The 19,957-nt window shown below is 41.1% G+C and carries 18 protein-coding genes; 7 read left to right on the forward strand and 11 right to left on the reverse strand.

What is annotated here, in order from left to right; all coding sequences use genetic code 11:
• Positions 1 to 5: 5 nt before the first annotated feature.
• The 3 genes from Q7A53_RS14270 to Q7A53_RS14280 form a co-directional block, all read right to left on the reverse strand.
• The gene (locus Q7A53_RS14270) at positions 6 to 1,205 is read right to left on the reverse strand and encodes an MFS transporter (RefSeq protein WP_411789849.1); all 1,200 of its coding nucleotides are present in this window, start codon (positions 1,203 to 1,205) and stop codon (positions 6 to 8) included.
• Positions 1,202 to 1,621: a MarR family winged helix-turn-helix transcriptional regulator gene (locus tag Q7A53_RS14275; RefSeq protein WP_411789850.1), complete on the reverse strand. Its 420-nt coding sequence runs from the start codon at positions 1,619 to 1,621 to the stop codon at positions 1,202 to 1,204. Before Q7A53_RS14275 ends, Q7A53_RS14270 begins: the two co-directional genes overlap by 4 nt.
• A gap of 90 nt (positions 1,622 to 1,711) precedes the next feature.
• Positions 1,712 to 2,989: an EAL and HDOD domain-containing protein gene (locus Q7A53_RS14280; RefSeq protein WP_411789851.1), complete on the reverse strand. Its 1,278-nt coding sequence runs from the start codon at positions 2,987 to 2,989 to the stop codon at positions 1,712 to 1,714.
• A 143-nt stretch (positions 2,990 to 3,132) separates the two neighbouring features.
• Here Q7A53_RS14280 and Q7A53_RS14285 point away from each other — a divergent pair, with 143 nt between their 5' ends.
• Together Q7A53_RS14285 and rarD are read left to right on the forward strand one after the other, a co-directional pair.
• The gene (locus Q7A53_RS14285; RefSeq protein WP_411789852.1) at positions 3,133 to 4,728 is read left to right on the forward strand and encodes an FAD-dependent oxidoreductase; all 1,596 of its coding nucleotides are present in this window, start codon (positions 3,133 to 3,135) and stop codon (positions 4,726 to 4,728) included.
• Positions 4,729 to 5,420: 692 nt separating this feature from the next.
• Positions 5,421 to 6,338: an EamA family transporter RarD gene (rarD, locus tag Q7A53_RS14290; RefSeq protein ID WP_411789853.1), complete on the forward strand. Its 918-nt coding sequence runs from the start codon at positions 5,421 to 5,423 to the stop codon at positions 6,336 to 6,338.
• A 44-nt stretch (positions 6,339 to 6,382) separates the two neighbouring features.
• Here rarD and Q7A53_RS14295 read toward each other — a convergent pair whose 3' ends face one another.
• From Q7A53_RS14295 to Q7A53_RS14305, 3 genes are all read right to left on the reverse strand, one after another.
• Positions 6,383 to 6,565, reverse strand: coding sequence for a hypothetical protein (locus tag Q7A53_RS14295; RefSeq protein WP_411789854.1), 183 nt, complete (start codon positions 6,563 to 6,565; stop codon positions 6,383 to 6,385).
• Positions 6,566 to 6,607: 42 nt separating this feature from the next.
• Complete coding sequence (locus Q7A53_RS14300; protein WP_411789855.1) at positions 6,608 to 7,576, reverse strand: NAD(P)/FAD-dependent oxidoreductase; 969 nt, start codon at positions 7,574 to 7,576, stop codon at positions 6,608 to 6,610.
• Positions 7,577 to 7,824: 248 nt separating this feature from the next.
• Positions 7,825 to 11,010: an efflux RND transporter permease subunit gene (locus Q7A53_RS14305; RefSeq protein WP_411789856.1), complete on the reverse strand. Its 3,186-nt coding sequence runs from the start codon at positions 11,008 to 11,010 to the stop codon at positions 7,825 to 7,827.
• Positions 11,011 to 11,130: 120 nt separating this feature from the next.
• On the opposite strand from Q7A53_RS14305, the gene Q7A53_RS14310 reads away from it, so the two are divergent.
• Entirely contained in the window at positions 11,131 to 11,982 is an 852-nt protein-coding gene (locus Q7A53_RS14310) for a TetR/AcrR family transcriptional regulator (RefSeq protein ID WP_411789857.1), read from the forward strand.
• Between the two features lie 496 nt (positions 11,983 to 12,478).
• On the opposite strand, the gene Q7A53_RS14315 is transcribed toward Q7A53_RS14310, so the two are convergent.
• Both Q7A53_RS14315 and Q7A53_RS14320 read right to left on the reverse strand, forming a co-directional pair.
• Complete coding sequence (locus Q7A53_RS14315) at positions 12,479 to 12,892, reverse strand: M67 family metallopeptidase (protein ID WP_411789858.1); 414 nt, start codon at positions 12,890 to 12,892, stop codon at positions 12,479 to 12,481.
• Position 12,893: 1 nt separating this feature from the next.
• Complete coding sequence (locus tag Q7A53_RS14320; protein ID WP_411789859.1) at positions 12,894 to 14,687, reverse strand: hypothetical protein; 1,794 nt, start codon at positions 14,685 to 14,687, stop codon at positions 12,894 to 12,896.
• 270 nt (positions 14,688 to 14,957) lie between these two features.
• On the opposite strand from Q7A53_RS14320, the gene Q7A53_RS14325 reads away from it, so the two are divergent.
• From Q7A53_RS14325 to Q7A53_RS14340, 4 genes are all read left to right on the forward strand, one after another.
• Positions 14,958 to 15,638 carry a BMQ_0737 family morphogenetic spore coat protein gene (locus tag Q7A53_RS14325; protein WP_411789860.1) on the forward strand — a complete coding sequence of 227 codons (681 nt, stop codon included), beginning with the start codon at positions 14,958 to 14,960 and terminating at the stop codon, positions 15,636 to 15,638.
• 83 nt (positions 15,639 to 15,721) lie between these two features.
• Positions 15,722 to 16,300 (forward strand): hypothetical protein, encoded by a 579-nt coding sequence (locus Q7A53_RS14330; protein ID WP_411789861.1) that lies wholly within the window; start codon positions 15,722 to 15,724, stop codon positions 16,298 to 16,300.
• Positions 16,287 to 16,589 (forward strand): hypothetical protein, encoded by a 303-nt coding sequence (locus Q7A53_RS14335; protein WP_411789862.1) that lies wholly within the window; start codon positions 16,287 to 16,289, stop codon positions 16,587 to 16,589. Before Q7A53_RS14330 ends, Q7A53_RS14335 begins: the two co-directional genes overlap by 14 nt.
• Positions 16,590 to 16,702: 113 nt before the next feature.
• Positions 16,703 to 17,668, forward strand: coding sequence for a coiled-coil domain-containing protein (locus tag Q7A53_RS14340; RefSeq protein ID WP_411789863.1), 966 nt, complete (start codon positions 16,703 to 16,705; stop codon positions 17,666 to 17,668).
• A 100-nt stretch (positions 17,669 to 17,768) separates the two neighbouring features.
• On the opposite strand, the gene Q7A53_RS14345 is transcribed toward Q7A53_RS14340, so the two are convergent.
• The 3 genes from Q7A53_RS14345 to Q7A53_RS14355 form a co-directional block, all read right to left on the reverse strand.
• A complete protein-coding gene (locus Q7A53_RS14345) occupies positions 17,769 to 18,224 on the reverse strand; it encodes a hypothetical protein (RefSeq protein ID WP_411789864.1) in 456 nt (151 codons plus the stop codon).
• Between the two features lie 51 nt (positions 18,225 to 18,275).
• Entirely contained in the window at positions 18,276 to 19,487 is a 1,212-nt protein-coding gene (locus tag Q7A53_RS14350; RefSeq protein WP_411789865.1) for an FAD-dependent oxidoreductase, read from the reverse strand.
• Positions 19,488 to 19,698: 211 nt separating this feature from the next.
• Entirely contained in the window at positions 19,699 to 19,896 is a 198-nt protein-coding gene (locus Q7A53_RS14355; protein ID WP_411789866.1) for a DUF2188 domain-containing protein, read from the reverse strand.
• Positions 19,897 to 19,957: the final 61 nt, after the last annotated feature.

Raw genomic sequence — 19,957 nt, forward strand, 5'->3', positions numbered from 1 at the left:
CTCCTCTAGCTGTCATAATTTAATTCCATTGCCCATTGTTTTTGACTTTGCCTGCCATGAAGCAGCATATAAAGCAGGACTGTACCTAGCACAATAAAGGAACTATTAAAGTATAAAGAGGAAAAACCAATTTTGGTTGCGGCGGCTCCTACGATAAAGGAGCCTGTTCCAATCCCTGTATCAAAAACTGAAAAGAAAGTGGCCGTGGCAGCGCCCGCACGCTCGGGAACTTTTTTCAAGGCGATCGTCTGGAAACTCGGCACGATCGTTCCCCATCCGAGGCCGATACAGCCGCCGGCAATTAATAGAAGGATCGAAGAGTGTGCCAAGCTCAATAAGAGCAGACCTGCACTAAAGATAATAATGGAAGGAATCACTATGATGTTCTCTCCATATTGATCAAACCACTTTCCTGTAAATGGTCGAGAAATTAGTAACACGACGGCATAGACTACAAAGAAGTAGGTGGCTGCTGTTTCTAATCCTAATTGCTTGGCGTATACCGATACGAACGATAGCACCCCCGCATACGTTAACGCCATGAAAGCACCTGTCAGCGCAATAGGAAGAACAGGTCGTTCGATCAACCCATCTGCTTTCGGAACAATTCTGCGCTTCTTAACTTCTGAACTTGCTGCAAGGGGAACACGGATGAAGAGACCTGATCCAAACGCCACCGCGGCAAATACCACACAAATGACAAACATGATTTGATAATCAAACGTTTGTACAATAGTTAATCCAAGAAAGGGTCCGATCACCATGGCAAAGTTCATCGACATCGCAAAATATCCCATTCCCTCTCCTTTTCTCTGATTAGGTACCACATCCGAAGCAAGCGCCCCCACTACTGTGGTCGCCATACCGAATCCGATCCCCTGGAGAAAACGAATGACTAATAAATAAGGGAACGATTCCACGAATAAATAGAGCAGCGAACTGACTAGAAAGATGGATAAAGCCAGAATGACGATCGGCTTCCGGCCAATAGTATCCACCCACTGCCCCGTAAACGGCCTGATTAATATCGCCGCCAGTAAAAAAATTGAAATGATTAACCCTGCCTGTCCTTCTTTGACATGTAATTGATCAATCGTATAAATAGGCAGCGTAACAAACATAAGATAGAAAATTAAGAAGACGAAGAAATTGCTCATACACACATTGACAAAGTTTTTCGTCCACAGTTTTTGTTTAGGCCTCATGACTGCCCTCCTTTACCATTCATCATGGAAGATATGGCGATCAGCTTCTGTTCAAGCTCCGCCTCTCCCTGTTCACCGAGCTGACTCAACACCCTGTTCTCAGCAGACTTGATCTTCTTTTCCCAGCCTGGATAATAGCTTTCCCCTTTGGCAGATAATTGCAGGTCATTGGTACGATGATCTTGGCTCGTCCATTTCTGCACGTATTCCATCTCTTCCAGTCGTTTCAAGGTTCTAGAAAGCGGCGGGGCTTCAATATTTAATCGCTCTTTCAATTCTGTCTGAGTCATAGGACCAAATTGTTTCAGCTGAAAGATGACTGCCCAGTGCGACATATAAATATCTTCATCCTTCAATGCATGATTTAAGTATTGGTTCACATCTCTAGAAAGCTGTTGTATTCGGTGAAAAAGCATTCGACTCTTCTCCTTCTATTCATTACCTAGGTAATGTTTTAACTAAAAAATTTGCTTGCACCTATGCAAGCAAAACCAAAAGTAAGTTTATCAGAGTTCGTTCCTATTGTCCATACTGTCCTCATTCGAAAAGAAAACTTCAGAATAAAGATGATCCGTCCAGGAGATCGCCTGTCCGTATATTTCAAACAATTCATTGAAGGTAATCAATTCACTGTTCATTTTATTCTCAAGCCAGTCAAAATCGGCACGTTCCATCGCAATCACAAGATCCAGGACTGTTCGATAACTATTATTTGTAAAATTCAGTGCTTGTTTAATTTCTTTATCAAGCGGCAGCATTTCACTTAACTCTTTAATGGATCGTTTAGTAATGACATCAATCAGCGAAATAAACCCGATTAGAAAATATCCATCCGCTTTTCGCTCCATTCCCATCTTAATCGCCACTTGTTCGCACATTTTTGCCCGCTGCAAACTAAGCTTCCAAATATGTTCAGAGCCAGTAGGTAAATGTGGATTCGACTGTTCAATCGACAATACGTACAACCATTTTTTAAGAGTCTCCGTACCCAGTAGCATCACTGCCTGTTTGATGGAATGAATCGGCACTGACAGCTGATAGATAGAGGTATTAACTAATCTTAATAATTTGTAGGTCAGTGCTAAATCCTGCTCAAATAACTCTGTCACTTTATTCAAATTAATCTGTTCACTCGGAACGGATAACTCTTTAATAAGGTGAAAGTAACTAGAGCTGATTAAGGGTAAATCAATCGCAGAAAACACTTCAGGTTTGCTGTAGAAGTACCCCTGGAATAATTCAAATCCTTCCTTCACACACTGCTGGTGCTCTTCTCTAGTCTCTACCTTCTCGGCAAGCAAAGTGATGCCTCTTGCTTTAGCCATTTGGATAATTTCCGCCCGGTCCCGGGGAAGAGCAATCTGAATATCCACTTTAATAATATCCACATAATTTAACAGCTCTACTACTTCTGTCTGGGCCACACTGACTACATCATCCAGGGCAATAAGAAAACCTTTTTGTTTCAGCTCCCTGCAAACTCGAATTAAATCCAGTGTCCAGGAAACATCCTCTAATATTTCTACAATCAATTTTTCAGGGTTAAAATACTCCGGAATCTTTTTCAAGAGCAGTTCTTCTGTAAAATTAATAAAACAAGGACGGTTTTGAGACAATTTATCCAAACCAATCGTAACAAAGCTATTCAGCAACACTTCAGATGTCGCTCGATTAGCATCTATGTAAGTAAACTTATTATATTGACTGCTCCTATACAAAAGCTCAAAGCCGTAAACTTGTTCATTTAATTTTAAAATGGGCTGTCTTGCTACAAATACTTCCACCCCTTGTCGTCTCCCCTTTAAACGCTAGTTCATACCTAAGAGTATACTACACAAATCCTCTATTGTTAATTTGCACTCTTCCGTACATGAAAAAGAAAGGGTAGGACAAACTGAGAGCAAAGCATCCTTAGAGGAGGAAAGTTATGGATAAGAAACAAGACTGGACTCAGCCGGAACCGATGTGGAGAAAAGATGCCGACCTCCCTGATTTTCCAGCATTGGATAAAGCTGAACACACAGAGGTATTAATTGTCGGAGGCGGAATCACAGGAATTACTACCGCTTATTTATTAGCTAAATCAGGAAAGAAAGTTATCCTTCTGGAATCAGATCAATTACTTAACGGAACTACCGGACATACCACAGCTAAAGTCACAGCTCAGCACGGTCTTATTTACGAGGAATTAGTTCACCATTTCGGTTTGGAGAAAGCTACGTTATACTATCAAGCCCAACTCCATGCCCATACCCTCATAGAAAGGCTGATCCATGATTTAGAAATAGACTGCAATTGGACGAAAGAGGACGCATATCTGTATTCCGAAACGAAGGAAGGCGCCCAAAAGCTTGAAAAAGAATATCAAGCCTACCAGACCTTAGGAATTCCCGGAGACCTAGTAGATACTCTCCCATTTAACCAAGACATTTCCAAAGCGTTAATGATGTCCCACCAAGCAAGATTTCATCCCATTAAATACTTAACTGCTCTCGTAAACGAAATCACTCGATTAGGTGGAAAAATCTATGAAGGGACCGAAGCTTTAAAGGTCAAAGAAGGAGAACAGCTCCTTGTAACAACGAACCGCGGCGCTACAGTTACCTGCGATCAGCTCGTCTCATGCACCCACTTCCCTTTCTATGATGGCAAAGGGTTCTACTTCAGCCGCATGCATGCTGAACGTTCCTACTTACTTGCCATTGAACCGGAAAGACCCGCTCCAGATGGCATGTATTTATCCATTGACGAACCCAAACGATCGATCAGAACCGCTGAACATGAAGGCAGGACTGTTCTTTTAATAGGAGGAGAAAACCATCCCACCGGAGAAGGAAGAGATACCCGCTTCCATTACCGAGCTTTAGAAGAATTTGCCGCAGAAACCTTCGGCGTGAAAAATGTTCTCTTTCACTGGTCGGCCCAAGATTTAACTACTTTAGATAAAGTCCCCTATATCGGACCGATCACTAGAAAGAATGACCGTGTATTCATTGCCACCGGCTACAGAAAATGGGGAATGACGAACGGAACTTTAGCCGCTCAGCTGAACCACGATTATATTATGGGAGAAAAATCGCTCTTTCATGAGGTTTTCAAACCAGCGCGTTTTAAAGCAGACCCAAGCATTAAGCAATTCCTAGCACAGAATTTTGATGTATCCGCTCACTTAGTTGAAGGGAAGCTTGAGCTGGTTGGAAATCGGCCGGAATCTCTCAAAAAAGGAGAAGGCGGAATTATTCAATGGCGAGGTGAACGCGCAGGTGCCTATAAAGATGAGGAAGGCAGACTGCATGTCCTCGATACTACCTGTACTCATATGGGCTGTGAAGTAGAATGGAACAGTGCAGAACACACTTGGGATTGTCCTTGTCACGGATCAAGATTTTCCTATGACGGAGCAGTCATGGAAGGTCCAGCCAAACAGCCTTTGTTGAAAATCGCTTTAAGTGATACAAAGGACGTCGATTTTGTCCCCACTGAAACAGAACAAACCCACGAACCATCCAGTGACCAACCGTAAAATCCTGAGTGTGGGACATAAGTCTGTTAGCCATTATTAAACCCGAACGGTGAAGGGATTAACACTCCTCCATCGTGCGGGTTTTTTCATGCCCTTCATGATGCAGAATTTCTTGGAGTTTTTCTTTATCAGGCTTTTTCCTCTGATGAACAATAATTTAAGCGAATGAGAAATAGAAACATACCAGCCCGCAGGAAATACACGGAGACTTCTGCGGGAGGAAGACATAGGTTTGACCCCGCAGTGCGAAAGCACGAGGAGGCACACCATCCGCCCGCAAAAAGCGGAGTGTATTTCCGGATCGCTCATTCGGATGAAGCCCCTGTCCTTCCCTTGATTCTTCTTCCCTTTTGTCCCAGTCTCTATTTAACTGCTCTTAGAATTTTGGTCGGCGGGTAATTTACATTTGACCGCGAGTTTTCCTAAATGAGCAGCAAATTACTGACAGGTATATGCTTGTCGGAGCTGATCAGTCGCCTCCGCTTTAGAGTCTTCCAGCTGCGGCTCCTAGCTCCTCGAGGTCATAAGTCAATCGCCTCCGTGGATTAAGGGCCATCCACTCCGCCGCTTGCCTTATGCTTGTCGGAGCTGAACAGTCGCCTCCGCTTTAGAGTGAACCATTTTCTTTTCTTTTTGGGGCTTCCTGGATTAGAATGTATTAAGATTCCAACTTCAGGAAAGGACATGTGTGTATGGATAATGAACAAAAGCTTGGGATGATTTATACAGCTGCCGCTTATATTTTATGGGGATTTTTACCGATTTACTGGAAGCTGATTGAAGAAATTCCTGCTTTCGAAATACTGGCTCATCGTATTATTTGGTCTTGTGTATTTATGATTGCGGTTATTCTTATTTTAAATAAGTGGGGAGCTTTTATTTTAGAATGTAAAGCCATTTGGAATAACAAAAAGAGTCTCCTTGGAGTCATTTTGGCGTCACTTACGATCAGTCTCAATTGGTTTACCTACATATGGGCTGTCAATACCGGACACGTGATTGAGGCGAGCTTAGGATATTACATTAATCCGCTTGTCAGCATCCTGCTTGGGATGGTGGTGCTTAAAGAGACGTTCTCGAGAACGCAGTGGCTTGCTTTCTTACTGGCCGGCATTGGAGTACTCTACATGACCATTCATTTTGGCTCCGTTCCTTGGATTGCTTTATTACTGGCGTTTAGCTTTGGGACCTATGGTTTAGTTAAAAAACTTGTACCGCTTAATGCCATGTTCAGCCTGACAGCAGAAACTCTTGTGGTCGCTCCTATTGCTTTGATCTATTTGTTTACACAGCAAAGCGGGAGCTTCAACCAAGTAAATTGGTTGTCCTTAACTTCTTTGCTAGTGTTTGGCGCGGGAATTGTTACAGCCATCCCTCTGCTCCTTTTTTCAGCAGGGGCGAAACGGATTCCTTTATCGATGGTTGGTTTTTTACAATATTTTGCTCCCACCATCATGCTGGCTTTAGGAGTGTTCCTGTATGATGAATCATTTACAGCCGTCCACGCTGTATCCTTTGCTTTCATTTGGGCAGGGCTCGTCGTTTACACCTTTACTCGAATGAAACGATTAAGAAAATATGAAAATTATAAAGTTAAGGCGAGCGGATAACAGAACTTTCCTAATTTCCCAGCTTGCCGGACCGGTTGGTCTTATTAAAGCTCGTTGCTGTAATCCTCACTATTTCCGTTATGACCTTTAGAATTTAGTGGGGCGGGAAATATCATAGGCTGCAGTTTAAAAAGAGAAAAAAGTACAGGCAGAGCGCTTAAAATAAAAAAAGCCACATCCTCTATTCTATCAAGAGAATGCGGCTTTTTTATTTTAAGCAGTCCCATTCCTGGCTGCTCCTTTTTAAAGAAATAGGAAATTACCCAATCTTACAATTTGATTAAATAATCCCCCGCATCATTACCGGACAAATAAGCACTTTCAAATCTTGTTCGTTTGGCGGTGTCATCTTCTCTTAAAAAGGGATCTCCCGCAACAATAAACCTTCCATTATCATTCAAGTCCACATAAGGCTCGTTGACTGTTTGATTCGCCTGAGCATACCGCCATTTTTTAAGCTGTTCCGATTTAAGATCAGCCCAATCTAAGTATTTCCCTGCTTTTTCTTTAATTAAAGACATCACGTAATCTTCCCCGAAATGTCGGCGGGACCAGTCTCCGGTCATATACACACAAACGATGGTAGCCTCTGAGATCCCCTTTTTCTTGTGATCGACAATACGTTCCACTCCATCTGGAAGCTCCTCATGAATGTGACCGTTGTCAGGAAGCTGCGTTGAGTTTTCAAATTCAAAGATCCCTACATAAGTAGAAGTAAAGGTGATGGACTTTAGCAGCTTTACCGCACCATGACTAATCGATACTTCACTATTTTTAAGCAGCTCAATTACTTGAGGTACAGGAATGGTAATGAGGACACGTTCACTTCTCCACACATTCCCAATGCTGTCTACAAGAATCATTCCTTTAGCATCTTCATTTATTTTATTCACCTTTGTCTGCAGTGAAACAGGCAGACCTTCAGCAAGCTCTTTAGCAAATTGGTTCATTCCATTTACAGAAGTGTAGCGAGGATACTTTTCTCCAAACCATTGTTTTATCCAGCCATTGGAGAGCCAATGATCGACTTCAGTTTTCAATTCTTCTGTGCGAGCTGTAAAGAATTGAGCTCCATGATCGGCTTTTCCATCTCCCACTCTTCTCGTTGCTAAACGGCCTCCGACACTTTTCCCTTTATCGACAACGATAAAATCGGTAACCCCTTGTTCTTGCAATTTTCTTGCCGCACTAATTCCTGTCAGTCCTGCCCCTATAATGGTAACGGAATATGAATTCACCGCTTCCACCTGCCTCTCTATTATTCAACCTATTAAATGATTTCAAAAAGCTAATCATCATTTCTATCTTTGAAAAATCTTCGCTTATTAATCTATTCACCATTAAATAACCTATTAATCATCGTAAAGTTATAGTAACATAAATTTCCGTTTCTCTTATCTATTTTTCAATGGGAATCGCTCGACGATTATAGAGAAACTTATACAAAAAAACACATGAGCAGCAAGTGCTCATGTGTTTCCATCCTTTATTCTGCAGGTTTTTTTCTGCGGAACTTTGTTAACATTTCATAGACGAGCGGTACAATCAGCAAGGTAAGCAATGTAGAACTTGCTAACCCGCCAATGACTGTTACACCAAGACCTTTACTAATAATTGATCCGCCTTCGAAGCCTAAAGCAAGTGGCAGCAAGGCTCCAATCGTAGCAAGGGCAGTCATAAGGATCGGACGCATACGAGTCATGCCTGCATCCAGAAGAGCTTCTCTGGTAGTAAAGCCTTCCTTCTCTTTGTTAATGACTCGGTCAATTAAGACAATCGCATTCGTTACGACGATTCCTATTAGCATAAGGGCGCCGATCATAGCTGAGATGCTTAAGGTTTCACCACTTACTAATAAACCTAATACAGCTCCTATAATTGTAAACGGCAGTGCAAATAGGATCGAAAGCGGAGCCAAACCACCGCCGAAGAAAATCACGAGAACTAAATAAACGATCGCAATCGCAGCAAGCATAGCGAGTCCTAATTGCGTAAAGGACTCCTGAATATCTTCAGTTACTCCGCCCATGGTAATATCTACACCAGATGGTTTATCGATATCATCCATTTTATCCTTAACAGTTTGGGAGACAGATCCTACATCATCGATGGTAACTTCCGCGCTGACACTTGCATATACACGGTCATCCTTACGAGTAATGGTATCTTCCGTACTGCCTTCCTTTACTTTGACTACATCACTGATCGGAACGGATTTCCCGGTTGGGGACTGCAGTTCTTTATCCGTTAAATCATCAATACTTTCATAGTTCTCCTTCTGTACTTCTAAATACACGTTTACGTCTTCGCCATCTTTTTGGATGGTGGTCACTACAGGACGCTGCTTGTTTGTATTTAACTCCATACCGACTTGTGAAGCGGTCAAACCAAGCTCACTTAACTTCTCCTGATCTGGAATTAACGTGTATTCATCGTAGGATTCCGAAAGACTGGAATCAATGTTTCTCAAGTGGTCCTGTTTGGACAACATCGCTTCAACATCTTTCACAACCGGTTTAATTTCATCCGTATTTTCTCCGTACACTAGCATTTCTAAATCACTGCTTGATCCTGAAGAAGAGAAATCCTGTGATACCCATTCGCCTTTATCGGTTTCTTTATTCAATTCATCAAGAACTTCTTGAGACTCATCAGAGAAATTTTCCGTATCATCTTGATATTCTACGTAGAAGACCGCTTGATTCGATGCTCCAGGACTCATCGGATTTTCTCCGCCTACGGAGTACTGAATCGTATCTACTCCATTTCTCCCGGCTAAAAGATCTTGAGCTTTAACGGCAATATCTTCTACATCACTTTCCGTCTGACCCGGTTCAGGATTATAAGTTGCCACGACCATCTTTTGTTCCTGACTGGATAAGAAGCTTGTTCCCACCAGCGGAAGAAGAGCAATACTTCCCGCTAACACTCCAATCGCAATAATGGAGGAAATTATTTTATGATTTAATACGCCATTTAAGAACTTCCTGTAGCCACGTGCCATTCGCCCAGGTCCTTCGTGCTTCCCTTCTTTTGCTGGTGATTTCTTAAGCAAGGAATGTGAAAGCATAGGAACAATCGTAATCGCCACAAGTAACGAAGCAAGCAGCGCGAATACTACAGTTAATGCAAAAGGTAAAAATAGTTGTCCAACCGTACCCTGCACGAGTCCTAGTGGAAGGAATACTGCAATCGTCACGATTGTGGAAGAAAGAATTGGCTTAAACATCTCATGGGTTGCCGATCGAACTAATTCTTTCCCGCGAAGTTTCTCTTCCGGTAAAGCCATTCGCCTATATATATTCTCTACCACTACAATGGAATCATCGACAACCCGGCCAATCGCCACTGTCATAGCACCAAGCGTCATAATGTTTAACGTGATATCCATTTGCTTCAATAGCAAAACAGCTATTAATAAGGAAAGAGGTATCGAAATAATTGAAATAATGGTCGTCTTGAAGTTACGCAAGAATAAGAGAATGACGACAACTGCAAATAACCCGCCGAATAATGCTTTATTCAGCATGGTACTGACCGATTGTTCAATCGGCTCTCCCTGGTCAAACGAATAAACGAAATTCACGCCATCCATATCATCTTCAAATTCTTTAGTTTTTTCTTTTACTAAATTTACAACATCGACCGTATTTGCTTCTTGAGATTTTACGACTTGTATAGAAATGGAATCTTTACCGTTCGTGCGTGAAATGGATTCACTCTTACCTACCATTTTAATATCTGCAATATCCTTCAACTGTACAGTCGGGATCTGCGCGGAAGCTTGCTGGGAAGCTCCATTTGAAGATTGTGCCTGCGGAGATGTTTGTCCTGCAGCACCTTGAGAGCTGCCTGGAACTCCTTCTCCTTGCCCTGCTGGTGTTCCTTGTGCAGAAGAGCCTGTCTGCCCTCCCTGAGAGGAACCTGAAGGAACAGCTGGAATTTCTAAGTTTTTAAGTTCATCTACAGATGAAACATTGCCGTTCACTACGACAGATTTCTGGCTGTCTTTAAACGTATAGAGCCCTAATGGAAACCGAACATCTGATCCTTTGATTAAATTCGTGACCGTATCAGCGTCCATTCCAAGTTCTTTCAACTTATCTTCTTTATAATTCATTTGGACTTCCTGAACCTGCTGTCCGGAAACCTGAACGTCTGCTACTCCATCTAACCCTTCAATTTCCGGTACAATCTTGTCTTGTACCGTGGCAGTAAGTTCTTCAAGAGACTGATCACTGTTCACCGCACTAAAACTAATAACCGGAAAAGCATTAAAGTTCAAACGCGTCACCGAAGGATCTTGTGCCTCATCGGGTAAATCGACTTTACTAACCGCATCCTTTAATTCCTGTTCGGCCTTGTCCAAATCTTTATCAAAACTATATTCTAGCTGAAGTGAGGAAGCATTCTGGTAAGAAGTAGAACTTACCGTTTTCATCCCGCTTAAATTACTCACTTGCTTTTCAAGGGGTTCGGAGATCTGATCGGCTACTTCAGCCGGAGTTGCCCCAGGATATACCGTTTGTACCGTAATAATCGGCGGCTCAATATTAGGTATGGTTTCTAGCTTCATGTTTAAACCTGCATATAAACCTGCAATGGTAATGATGATCGTCATTAACCAAATCGCAAATTTATTATTCATTGAAAAATTAATAATTCCCTTCACTTATCGTTCCACTCCTTTTGTTGACCACTTAGTCATAACCATCTATAATATAAATGACTACCCGGTCAATAGTCAAGAGGTAACGTTTTGATCATGACTAAATAAGGAGCTTTATGAACTATGGAAGAAAAGTCGATAAAAATTATTGAACATTCTATAAAGCTGTTTGCTAAAAAAGGATTCAGTTCCACTTCGGTCCAGGAGATTGCAAATGAATGCAGCATTTCCAAAGGTGCATTTTATCTGCATTTTAAATCTAAGGATGCGCTGCTCCTTGAGATATTCAACTATTACTCAAGGAGGATTCAACAAAAAACCGATGAAATTCAGTCGCTGGATTTAGAACCTAGAACGAAGTTTATCCGCCAGCTGTTAGTTACTTTTCAGGAAATAGCAGACCATAGAGAATTTATTATTATGCAAATCCGCGAACAGGCGATTCCTTTTAATGAAAATATTGAAGGATTTCTTCAGCAGATGAGGTTCAACTCTTACTTATTTTATAAACGTCACCTTCTGGCTCTTTACGGGGAGGATATCGATTCTGTACTTTGGGAAGTAAGTCTGCTCATGCAGGGAATATTTAAAAGCTTCCTTGACCTCATCATTATCGAAAATGCTGATTTAGATTTAGAAGAGGTCTGTCATGCTCTGTTAAGAAGTACAGATTTCATTGTTGAAGGTTTTCGAAAGAGTAATGACCAGCCAGTCATAACCGAGGAATTCATGAGAGATATTATCCCTAAAGAATTTTACAATTATGAACTTGATGAGATAATCACTACTTTGGAAAGCCTTAAACAGCACGCAGAAGGAGACCTGGAGGTTACACTTACCGTATTATTAGATGAAATCCAAAAAATGGAACCCCGACCAGCTATCATTAGAGGAATGATTTCCAATTTGGATCATGACCAGCGGTTTCAGGGAATTGCAGGACAAATACGCACTTTTTACCAATTGAAGAAATAAAGCCTGTCCAGGCAAAGAAAGCTCACCCGAACCCTTAATAATGTGGTTCTGGTGAGCTTTATCATCATAAATAAAGACTCCTGAGTTCATACCTTCGATATCAGTGGAAACTGCTCTTACCTGCTTGCCCATACTCCTTCACTAACCCAGCTAGTTTATGTGCCAGCCACATCCTGCAAACAATAATAAACTCCTTTTAGACACGAAAGGAGTTAAATAAATATATTGATTATTATTTCAGTAAGTTCCAGACAAATGTTTGTCATCGGAGGACTGTTCGCATCTGCCTAAACGTTAGCGTGTTCGTGATTTCCCGCAGCAACCGCCTCTTCTTAGAGGTACTTTTTTTATAGACGAGGAATCAATTACAATTGGTTCCCTCGAAGGAACGACATGTTTATTGGGCTGTTTTGTGGTAATTCTTTTCTTCAAAACCCACCCCTCCTTTATGTGATTTCTATTATTATAAGCAGAAACTAGATAAAGGATAGGGCTATCATAAGGGGTCGATAAAAATAGGGCGTTCTAAGTAACTATTAGACTGCAGCTGGTAGCCTTTTACAATCGGTGGATGTGTTTTAAAAGACACAATCATCATCATAATCTCATCATCAGGGTGATTCTTCCGATCCGAATAGGAAGGGATAGGCGCTGTGGTCGGGTGAGAATGATAGATAACCAGTACCCTCTCCCCTTTGTTCTGCACCTTAAGCAGAGTTTCCTCCACTGCCATCTTACTGACAAAAAACCGGCGATCCGATTTCAGTTCATTTTGCAGTATCCATAAAGATCGGACCGTTTGCTCGTTTCCAGAAAGCAGACCACAAGCCTCATAGGGTAGATTCAGGTGACATTGACGAACCATTTCATCATATATCGTTTCAGGTATAACCATTCTTCTTAATTCCAACCTATTGTTTCTTCTGAAATAAAGAAAAAAATGAGGGAGAGTTCGTCTTAGTGTCTGACTGTGAATTTTCCTCTGTTTTCTTTTCCAATTTTTGAGCAGGCTTTTTTTCTTTGTTGCTTTTTTGAGCTGCGGTAGGTTCTTTGGGATATTCTAATTTCTTTTTAGTCTCTTGTTTAACAGGGGTTTTACTTTCCTTTTTGTCCGATAATAAATCAGCGGCAGTTTCTGACTCCGAGATAACTGCCGCTTTGGTTCGTTCTTGGATCTGTGGAGGTATCTCCTTTTTGTCTGAAACGACTGCTTTGTCTTGCACCACTGCTTTGTCCTGCATCACTGCTTTATCCTGCACCGCTGCTTTGTCTTGCACCACTGCTTTATCCTGCACCGCTGCTTTGTCTTGCACCGCTGCTTTATCCTGCACCGCTGCTTTGTCTTGCACCGCTGCTTTATCTTGCACCACCGCTTTGTCTTGCACCGCTGCTTGTTCCACGGTCTTTTCACTGAAATTACTTTGAGCACTTACTGTTTCATTCTTCTCTAACAAGGGACTCTTTTTTTCATCCGCTTCTGATTGATCTTTACTTTTGTTTTCCTTGTTCTTTGAAGATGGTATTTTAGAATTTTTTTTTCCGTTGTTTCTGTTTGAATTCGAAATCACAATATTTTTGTTTAACTCCAGTGGAGAAAATGGAGCGGTTGTTTTATTTCTATCACTCGATACTGAAGTGTTCCTTCTTCTATCATGCGGCGCCCTTACCTGCCTCCCATACGGGTCTTGAGTATGACTCTGCGGATGCTGGTACTGATTAAAATTCTGCCAGTTCATGGAATTATTTTTTTTTTCTTGAGGAGCAGCTTCAATATGTCTCGAACTTTGAAGCATGTTTTGCAACTGCTTGTATTCTGATCTCCTCTTAGGAGCATACGATTGCTGAGAAGTCTGCTGTTGAGATTCATAGGTCTCCTCAAGCTTTTCTTTTTCCCTTTCCATTTCTCTTCTCATTTGGTAAATTTGAGACTTTAATCGATCAATTTCATCCTTGGTTTCTTCTATAGAATTGTGCTGTTGAGATCCATAGGTCTCCTCAAGCTTTTCTTTTTCTCTCTCCATTTCTCTTCTCATTTGGTAAATTTGAGACTTTAATCGATCAATTTCATCCTTGGTTTCTTCTATAGAATTGTGCTGTTGAGATCCATAGGTCTCCTCAAGCTTTTCTTTTTCTCTCTCCATTTCTCTTCTCATTTGGTAAATTTGAGACTTTAATCGATCAATTTCATCCTTGGTTTCTTCTATAGAATTGTGCTGTTGAGATCCATAGGTCTCCTCAAGCTTTTCTTTTTCTCTCTCCATTTCTCTTCTCATTTGGTAAATTTGAGACTTTAATTGATCAATTTCATCCTTGTTTTCTTCTATAGAATTGTGCTGTGTATCAATCATTTGATCCATTTTATAAAGAAGTTCCTGAAAGGGGATATTTGCAACTTTATCTTTAATCATGTTCATATCCTGTTTCAAATGACTGACTGAATTTCGAAAGTCTTCCATCCTTGAGGTCATATTTTCTACTTTACGCTCATATTCTGATAATTGCTGATCTTCTCTTTCTTCCATTCTCTGCATAACTCCTTCTAATGATAATAATTTTGTTGTGATCTGGTAAAGCTCCCGTTTGGTTTGAAGAGAATCTTCGACAGCTTCACCTGATTTCCACGCGGCAACCGTTTTCTTATACAAATGAAGCTTTCGCTTTAACTCTTCAATTTCTGCAGTGCTGTATAACTGATATCGATCCATCACACCTTCACCCTTTTTCAGCACATTAATATACTATTGAGTAACCCTTGAGACGTGACAACTGTCCGTATAGGGAATCACGGATAAATTGAATTCTAATTTATAACTATGCGGGCTGAAGAAGTTAATTTCATTTCCATTTCTTACTAGGTAAATCGTACAACTTTAGAAAGATGTTCAAAACTCCGCTGATTCACTATACCTCGGGTACACGGAATTCATATTCTACGAATGAAAGAACAATAATTTTTTCGGAGGTGTTTGCATATTATGCAAGCGGAAAATTTAAATGGAGGTCAGGAACTTCTTTGTATTAACACAGAGAAAGTTTATGACTGGATTGTGAATGAGGCATCGTTTGATTTGACTTTGGCAGATTTGGATTTACCGGTTGGCCCTACCGGCGACCTATTGGAGTGTACTGATATTGACTTAAGCACAGTATCCTGTGCTGTAACTCCAGCATCTTTAGCAGTAGATGGAGTACCTCCAATCGTAATTTTGGATCGAATCGATCAAGAATTCGTCATCGACGGAGCACTAGTGACTCTTCAGTTAGTTAACATCCGTAAAAACTTCAACGTTACTATCTCGGTTGACTTAGTACCAGCAATGGGTGGAGGAACTGTAGAAGTAGGAAGCGCTTTGTTTACTCGCTGTGAGCAAGTTATCCTTTGTGCTCCAACAGGAACTGACGTTTCTGTAAGCTATACTGAATTAGACTGCTTCGTTTGTACTGCAGACTGTGTAACAGCAGGAACTGACGTCGACATGCTTACTGATATTACTGTAACTGTTCGTCTTTGCCAAAGCATTCAGTCTACTTTTGATGTAACTCTTGAAATCACTGCTGACTTCTGTACGCCTCGCGACATGCTGCCTATTCCGCCATGTCCTGCTCCAACTATCCCGCCACAATGCCCTGTTATCTTTCCGACTACAGCCGGCTGATGTACTAACGAACGGGAATGTTTCATAGGAATAAAGAGAGGAAATTAAATCCTCTCTTTATTTTTTTTGGAGGTGACCCATCCATGAATCAATCTGATCTCTTACAAAAGCTGATACAACTTCAAAAGGATAACTCTTCTTCCTTCGCTCAAATCAAAGAACAGTTATCCGTAATCAAACAGAAAAAAAACATTCACTACATCAGCTACTTTACATATTCACTGAATATCTCACATAGTGCCGGTCAGGAAAGCTTATGCATGGGCTCGTATCATATTTTAAATCTCGGAAAACTCCCTCTTACGAATCCATATATCTGCATTAAAACCACTCCCGATTCACCTTTTCACTTTTCCGGCAAATACGTTTATAAAAACTCGAAACACAAAATGAACATTGCCGGAGCGTGGGAACGCTTAAACGATCCCAAGGATAAAGAAGAGTTCTGGCTGCAGCCGCTGACCCGAAAAGTCATTCAACCGAATGAGACGCTAAGTTTTTCTAATTTCCAGTTGAAATGGACACCCGAAAAATCTTATGCAGGCGGTCTTCTTGGGTTTAGCTACTGCGATGAATGCAAGGAGGGCATAACAGCCATTAATCAAGTGAACCTCAATGGGAATACTCCCGATGGAGAGGGTGGGACAAATGAGCAATTATAATGCTGAAGAAGAACTGCTATTAAAGAAGTTGATGAGTCATTATTTGAAAGGTCTACTCGAGGACTTGCATGGTCACAAAAAAGATACGAACAGCAGCTTTATGTTTCTCGATCATAAGACGATTCAATTAATTATTTTTTATCTTCTGTCGAATTTAAACAAAAAAACCGCAACTAAAGAAGCCGTTCAAAATCCCCCACTGACGAAGGAGGTAGATGCCGCCCTTCAGGCAGTCATTGAACAGAATCATCAAGAGTTTGAAGACATTATTCACATGCTAAAGGAATAGTGTCTTTTTTTCTGGCAGGCAAGCAGAAGGAACCATCCTGGGCGCACGCTCATATAAATAGTGGGAAGGAACTACCTATCATTTACTATTAAGTTACAGAAAGGAGTTTTCCCTTGGATCAAATCCAGCTTCAGCAAAGAATCATTTATTTTAAAGCCGAGCTAGATAAATATAAGAAACAGGTCAAAGATTATCAAGAGAACTTTCATTATGCTCTATTAGAAAAACTTAAGGATGAAAACGAGAATTTAAAGGAAGAAAATAACCGACTAGCAGAGGATTTAACCTCTGCCAGGGAATCGGCTTCCAAAGGGAGTCAATCTTATGAAAATAGAATATTAGTCTATAAAGAAAACCTGGTTACTCTGCAAAATGATAACTACGATTATCAAAAAAGGATGTCGTCTATGCATGAGGAGAATAAAGATTTAAGAGAGAATTATGAAGAGTTACAAGTGAAAATGAAACGGTTAAACACTCAGTATTACCAGCAAAGCGCCGAACTTGTGGAAATGGGCAGGTTAAACATTTCCTTAAAAAAAGAGTTAGCAGAAAACAAAGAGAATTACGAGCAAAAGGAAAAGAGTATGCAAAACGAAATAAACAAACTTCATGCCCAACTTCACGAGAGCCAGCATCGGAGCGAATTATACAAAGCAGCCAAGGAACAAGAACTTGAGGAGTTAACTGCTCAACATAAACAGGAAATTGAGGAGCTATCTGCCCATCACAGCAATGAAATTGAGGATCTGGAAAAGAAATACGCCGATATGGAATCAGCAAAGGATCAAGAAATTTCTCGGCTTATTCAGAGCAATTTAAGTTTAGAAGAACAAATAAACGATATACAAGTGAAGGAAGAAGAAAGTCCTGAACTGGACTTAGAAAATCTCTTCGAAAATCTTAATCTTCCCCTGTTCGATACCTTTCAGGCAATAGCGTCCCCATTTGCCGGGACGGAGGATAAATTAGATTTTAAATCTCTGCTCACTCAGTTACTGGAGCAAAGACTCAACGATTTGTCTCAGCAAATAGATGAACTTGAGAGTGAAGACCAGGATAACGAAGAGGAAGAATAAAATTTCTACTAAACTATGAAGGACTCGCACACCATCATTCAGAACAAACCGCAAAAAACCCGAACCAATATATTTAAAGGTTCGGGTTTTCTGGTCGTCTTTATTTTTCTGCTTCAAGGATTTCATCCAGTATTGGATAGACCGCTTCTACCCCTTCTTCAGCAACAAGACATGCTGTCCCTAAAGGAGTGTTCCAGAAAGAATCGGGGATATAAGGATTTTTTAAACCGGCCGGCTGAAATAACGACCGATAAATTCTTTGTAAATGGTCCACAGTTTCCTGCTGGCTCTTCTCTCTTTCTCCTCGAGCAAGCAGGAAGACATAACGCATAGATTGAAATAAATTATCTCCAGGCATAAATGTGTATTCCTTAAAGAATTTCAACTGTTTTTGAGATTCTTCTTTTATCGCTTTTGGAACTGCCAGATCCTTTAGATGCTCATTTAGATGCCGATACACCTGTTGGAAAATCCGTCGTTTTTCATCTTGCATTACTCTATCTGTATAGACTTCCTGTAATTTCTCAAATGCTGATTCTTTGGTCCAGGACATCATAAATCACCTCCTGTTACCTATTCGCTATACTGCCAAGGTTTCCCTTCCTTTTTACTCGCCGTCAAACCCAAATTCTTTGGCTTCTGCTTCCGCTGCACCATACAGTTCAGGGGAGATTTGTTTAAGATAATCAGGAAGAAGCGGAACGATTTTATTCCATACCATAGGGTTAGCAGCTATAGATTGAAAGATGGCTTTTTCTCGCGTCGTCCATTTTCTCAGGGAGTGAACGTAGTCCAACGTGAGCTGATACCCAGGCATGAGCTGCTCATCTGTCTTTTCATTGAATTGATTCATAAGCTCCTGCCATTTCTCTCCCTGATCGTGACGCTGAATCGCATCAGCAAGCAGGAAGGATTGCATAAAGGCATCATTGATTCCTAAGCCTGTACTTGGATCTTTACTGTGAGCCGCATCCCCAAGCAAGACCCAGCCGCTCCCAAACGATTGTCTGAAAAAGTTAGGAACCCCAGGAGTGAAAATCATCTTCCCTTCTAGCTCCGCTTGTTTCAAGCGTGTCTCCATTTGGTAGAAGTTTCTATATGTTTGTTCAAACACTTGCTGTGGATCCTCAGTAAACGTTTTAAATTCCTCTGGATGGATTTCCAGACCCAAACAATCCATGCCCTCTTCCATCGGAAAAAGAAAGCCCACTCTCCCTTCATTTAGAAAAATTTCAGTCGCTGGTTCAATCAATGGCTGTACTCCTTTGTAATATCCGTAGAACACTGGCCTAAGCGGTCGTTCCGTATGATATTCTTCTGCCTTTACCCATCTGGCGATCGCTGAGTTTCTTCCGTCGGCTCCCACCACAATATCCGCTGTAATTTGCTCAGATTCCCCCTGCTTGTTTACTGTACAAACCCCCGTAACCTGCCCTGCCTCCCAAAGCAGGTCACTGACAAAGGTTTCTTCTTTCATCACGATCGTTTCATAAGTCAGCGCCTTTTCTAACAATACTTGATCCAAGTGTTTACGCCTTGGGATCAGTGTATAAGAAGCTCTCGGCCCCTCTACAAAACTTTCCCCTATGTAAGTTCTCATTCTCGTAATCTTTCTAAGCCCTGTTTTTTCTACTTCTTGCAAAACACCAAGCTCCCGCAAATAATGCAGATGGGACATATGGTGAGTTGATAGAGTGTCACTAGGAAATTTCGCTTTATCTATGACTGCTACTCTTTTTCCCATGCGGCCAAGGAGGATGGCTAAACTAGCTCCGGCGGCTCTAGCACCAACAATAATGATATCGAATTCTTTCTCCATAATTTTCGTCACCTCTCTCTTTATAATGTAACGTTATTCATAGATAAACACTATAAAAAGCTCCCTGATATAGAACTCCCCAATGAATAGGCCTCTATTTAATATCAACAAATGCTCTAACACCATTAATTTTTCACTAAAAAACAGGCTGCCCGATCATACCCGGCAGCCTGTTTTTCTCCCCTATTCAAAAGGGCACTATTCATATTTTCTAGAATGTACGCTCTTCTTCTACTTCGTGGTTCTGATCCATAATAAGCACACGGCTTGGTTTGTTGTTTTCAGCAATTTCAACCGCTTTTTCAATTGCAGTATCGCGCTCATCGTATAATTTTTCAGGGGCGATATCTTCAATTTTTACAAGCCAGCCTGTTACGTCTTTATTAGGTACTACACTATATTCTTTCATGATTTAATCCTCTCCTTCAATTATCTTGATAAACAACAATTCCCAACAGATTCCTTTCTCA

Source organism: Halobacillus rhizosphaerae (genome assembly GCF_046719735.1).
Classification (GTDB): Bacteria; Bacillota; Bacilli; order Bacillales; family Halobacillaceae; genus Halobacillus_B; species Halobacillus_B rhizosphaerae.

Coding starts and splice junctions, on each gene's coding strand:
- Q7A53_RS14325 (WP_411789860.1), top strand. CDS start 14,958: ATGCAAGCGGAAAATTTAAATGGAGGTCAGGAACTTCTTTGTATTAAC.
- Q7A53_RS14330 (WP_411789861.1), top strand. CDS start 15,722: ATGAATCAATCTGATCTCTTACAAAAGCTGATACAACTTCAAAAGGAT.
- Q7A53_RS14355 (WP_411789866.1), bottom strand. CDS start 19,896: ATGAAAGAATATAGTGTAGTACCTAATAAAGACGTAACAGGCTGGCTT.
- Q7A53_RS14310 (WP_411789857.1), top strand. CDS start 11,131: ATGGAAGAAAAGTCGATAAAAATTATTGAACATTCTATAAAGCTGTTT.
- Q7A53_RS14320 (WP_411789859.1), bottom strand. CDS start 14,687: ATGGATCGATATCAGTTATACAGCACTGCAGAAATTGAAGAGTTAAAG.
- Q7A53_RS14275 (WP_411789850.1), bottom strand. CDS start 1,621: ATGCTTTTTCACCGAATACAACAGCTTTCTAGAGATGTGAACCAATAC.
- rarD (WP_411789853.1), top strand. CDS start 5,421: ATGGATAATGAACAAAAGCTTGGGATGATTTATACAGCTGCCGCTTAT.
- Q7A53_RS14345 (WP_411789864.1), bottom strand. CDS start 18,224: ATGATGTCCTGGACCAAAGAATCAGCATTTGAGAAATTACAGGAAGTC.
- Q7A53_RS14285 (WP_411789852.1), top strand. CDS start 3,133: ATGGATAAGAAACAAGACTGGACTCAGCCGGAACCGATGTGGAGAAAA.
- Q7A53_RS14270 (WP_411789849.1), bottom strand. CDS start 1,205: ATGAGGCCTAAACAAAAACTGTGGACGAAAAACTTTGTCAATGTGTGT.
- Q7A53_RS14350 (WP_411789865.1), bottom strand. CDS start 19,487: ATGGAGAAAGAATTCGATATCATTATTGTTGGTGCTAGAGCCGCCGGA.
- Q7A53_RS14295 (WP_411789854.1), bottom strand. CDS start 6,565: ATGGGACTGCTTAAAATAAAAAAGCCGCATTCTCTTGATAGAATAGAG.
- Q7A53_RS14335 (WP_411789862.1), top strand. CDS start 16,287: ATGAGCAATTATAATGCTGAAGAAGAACTGCTATTAAAGAAGTTGATG.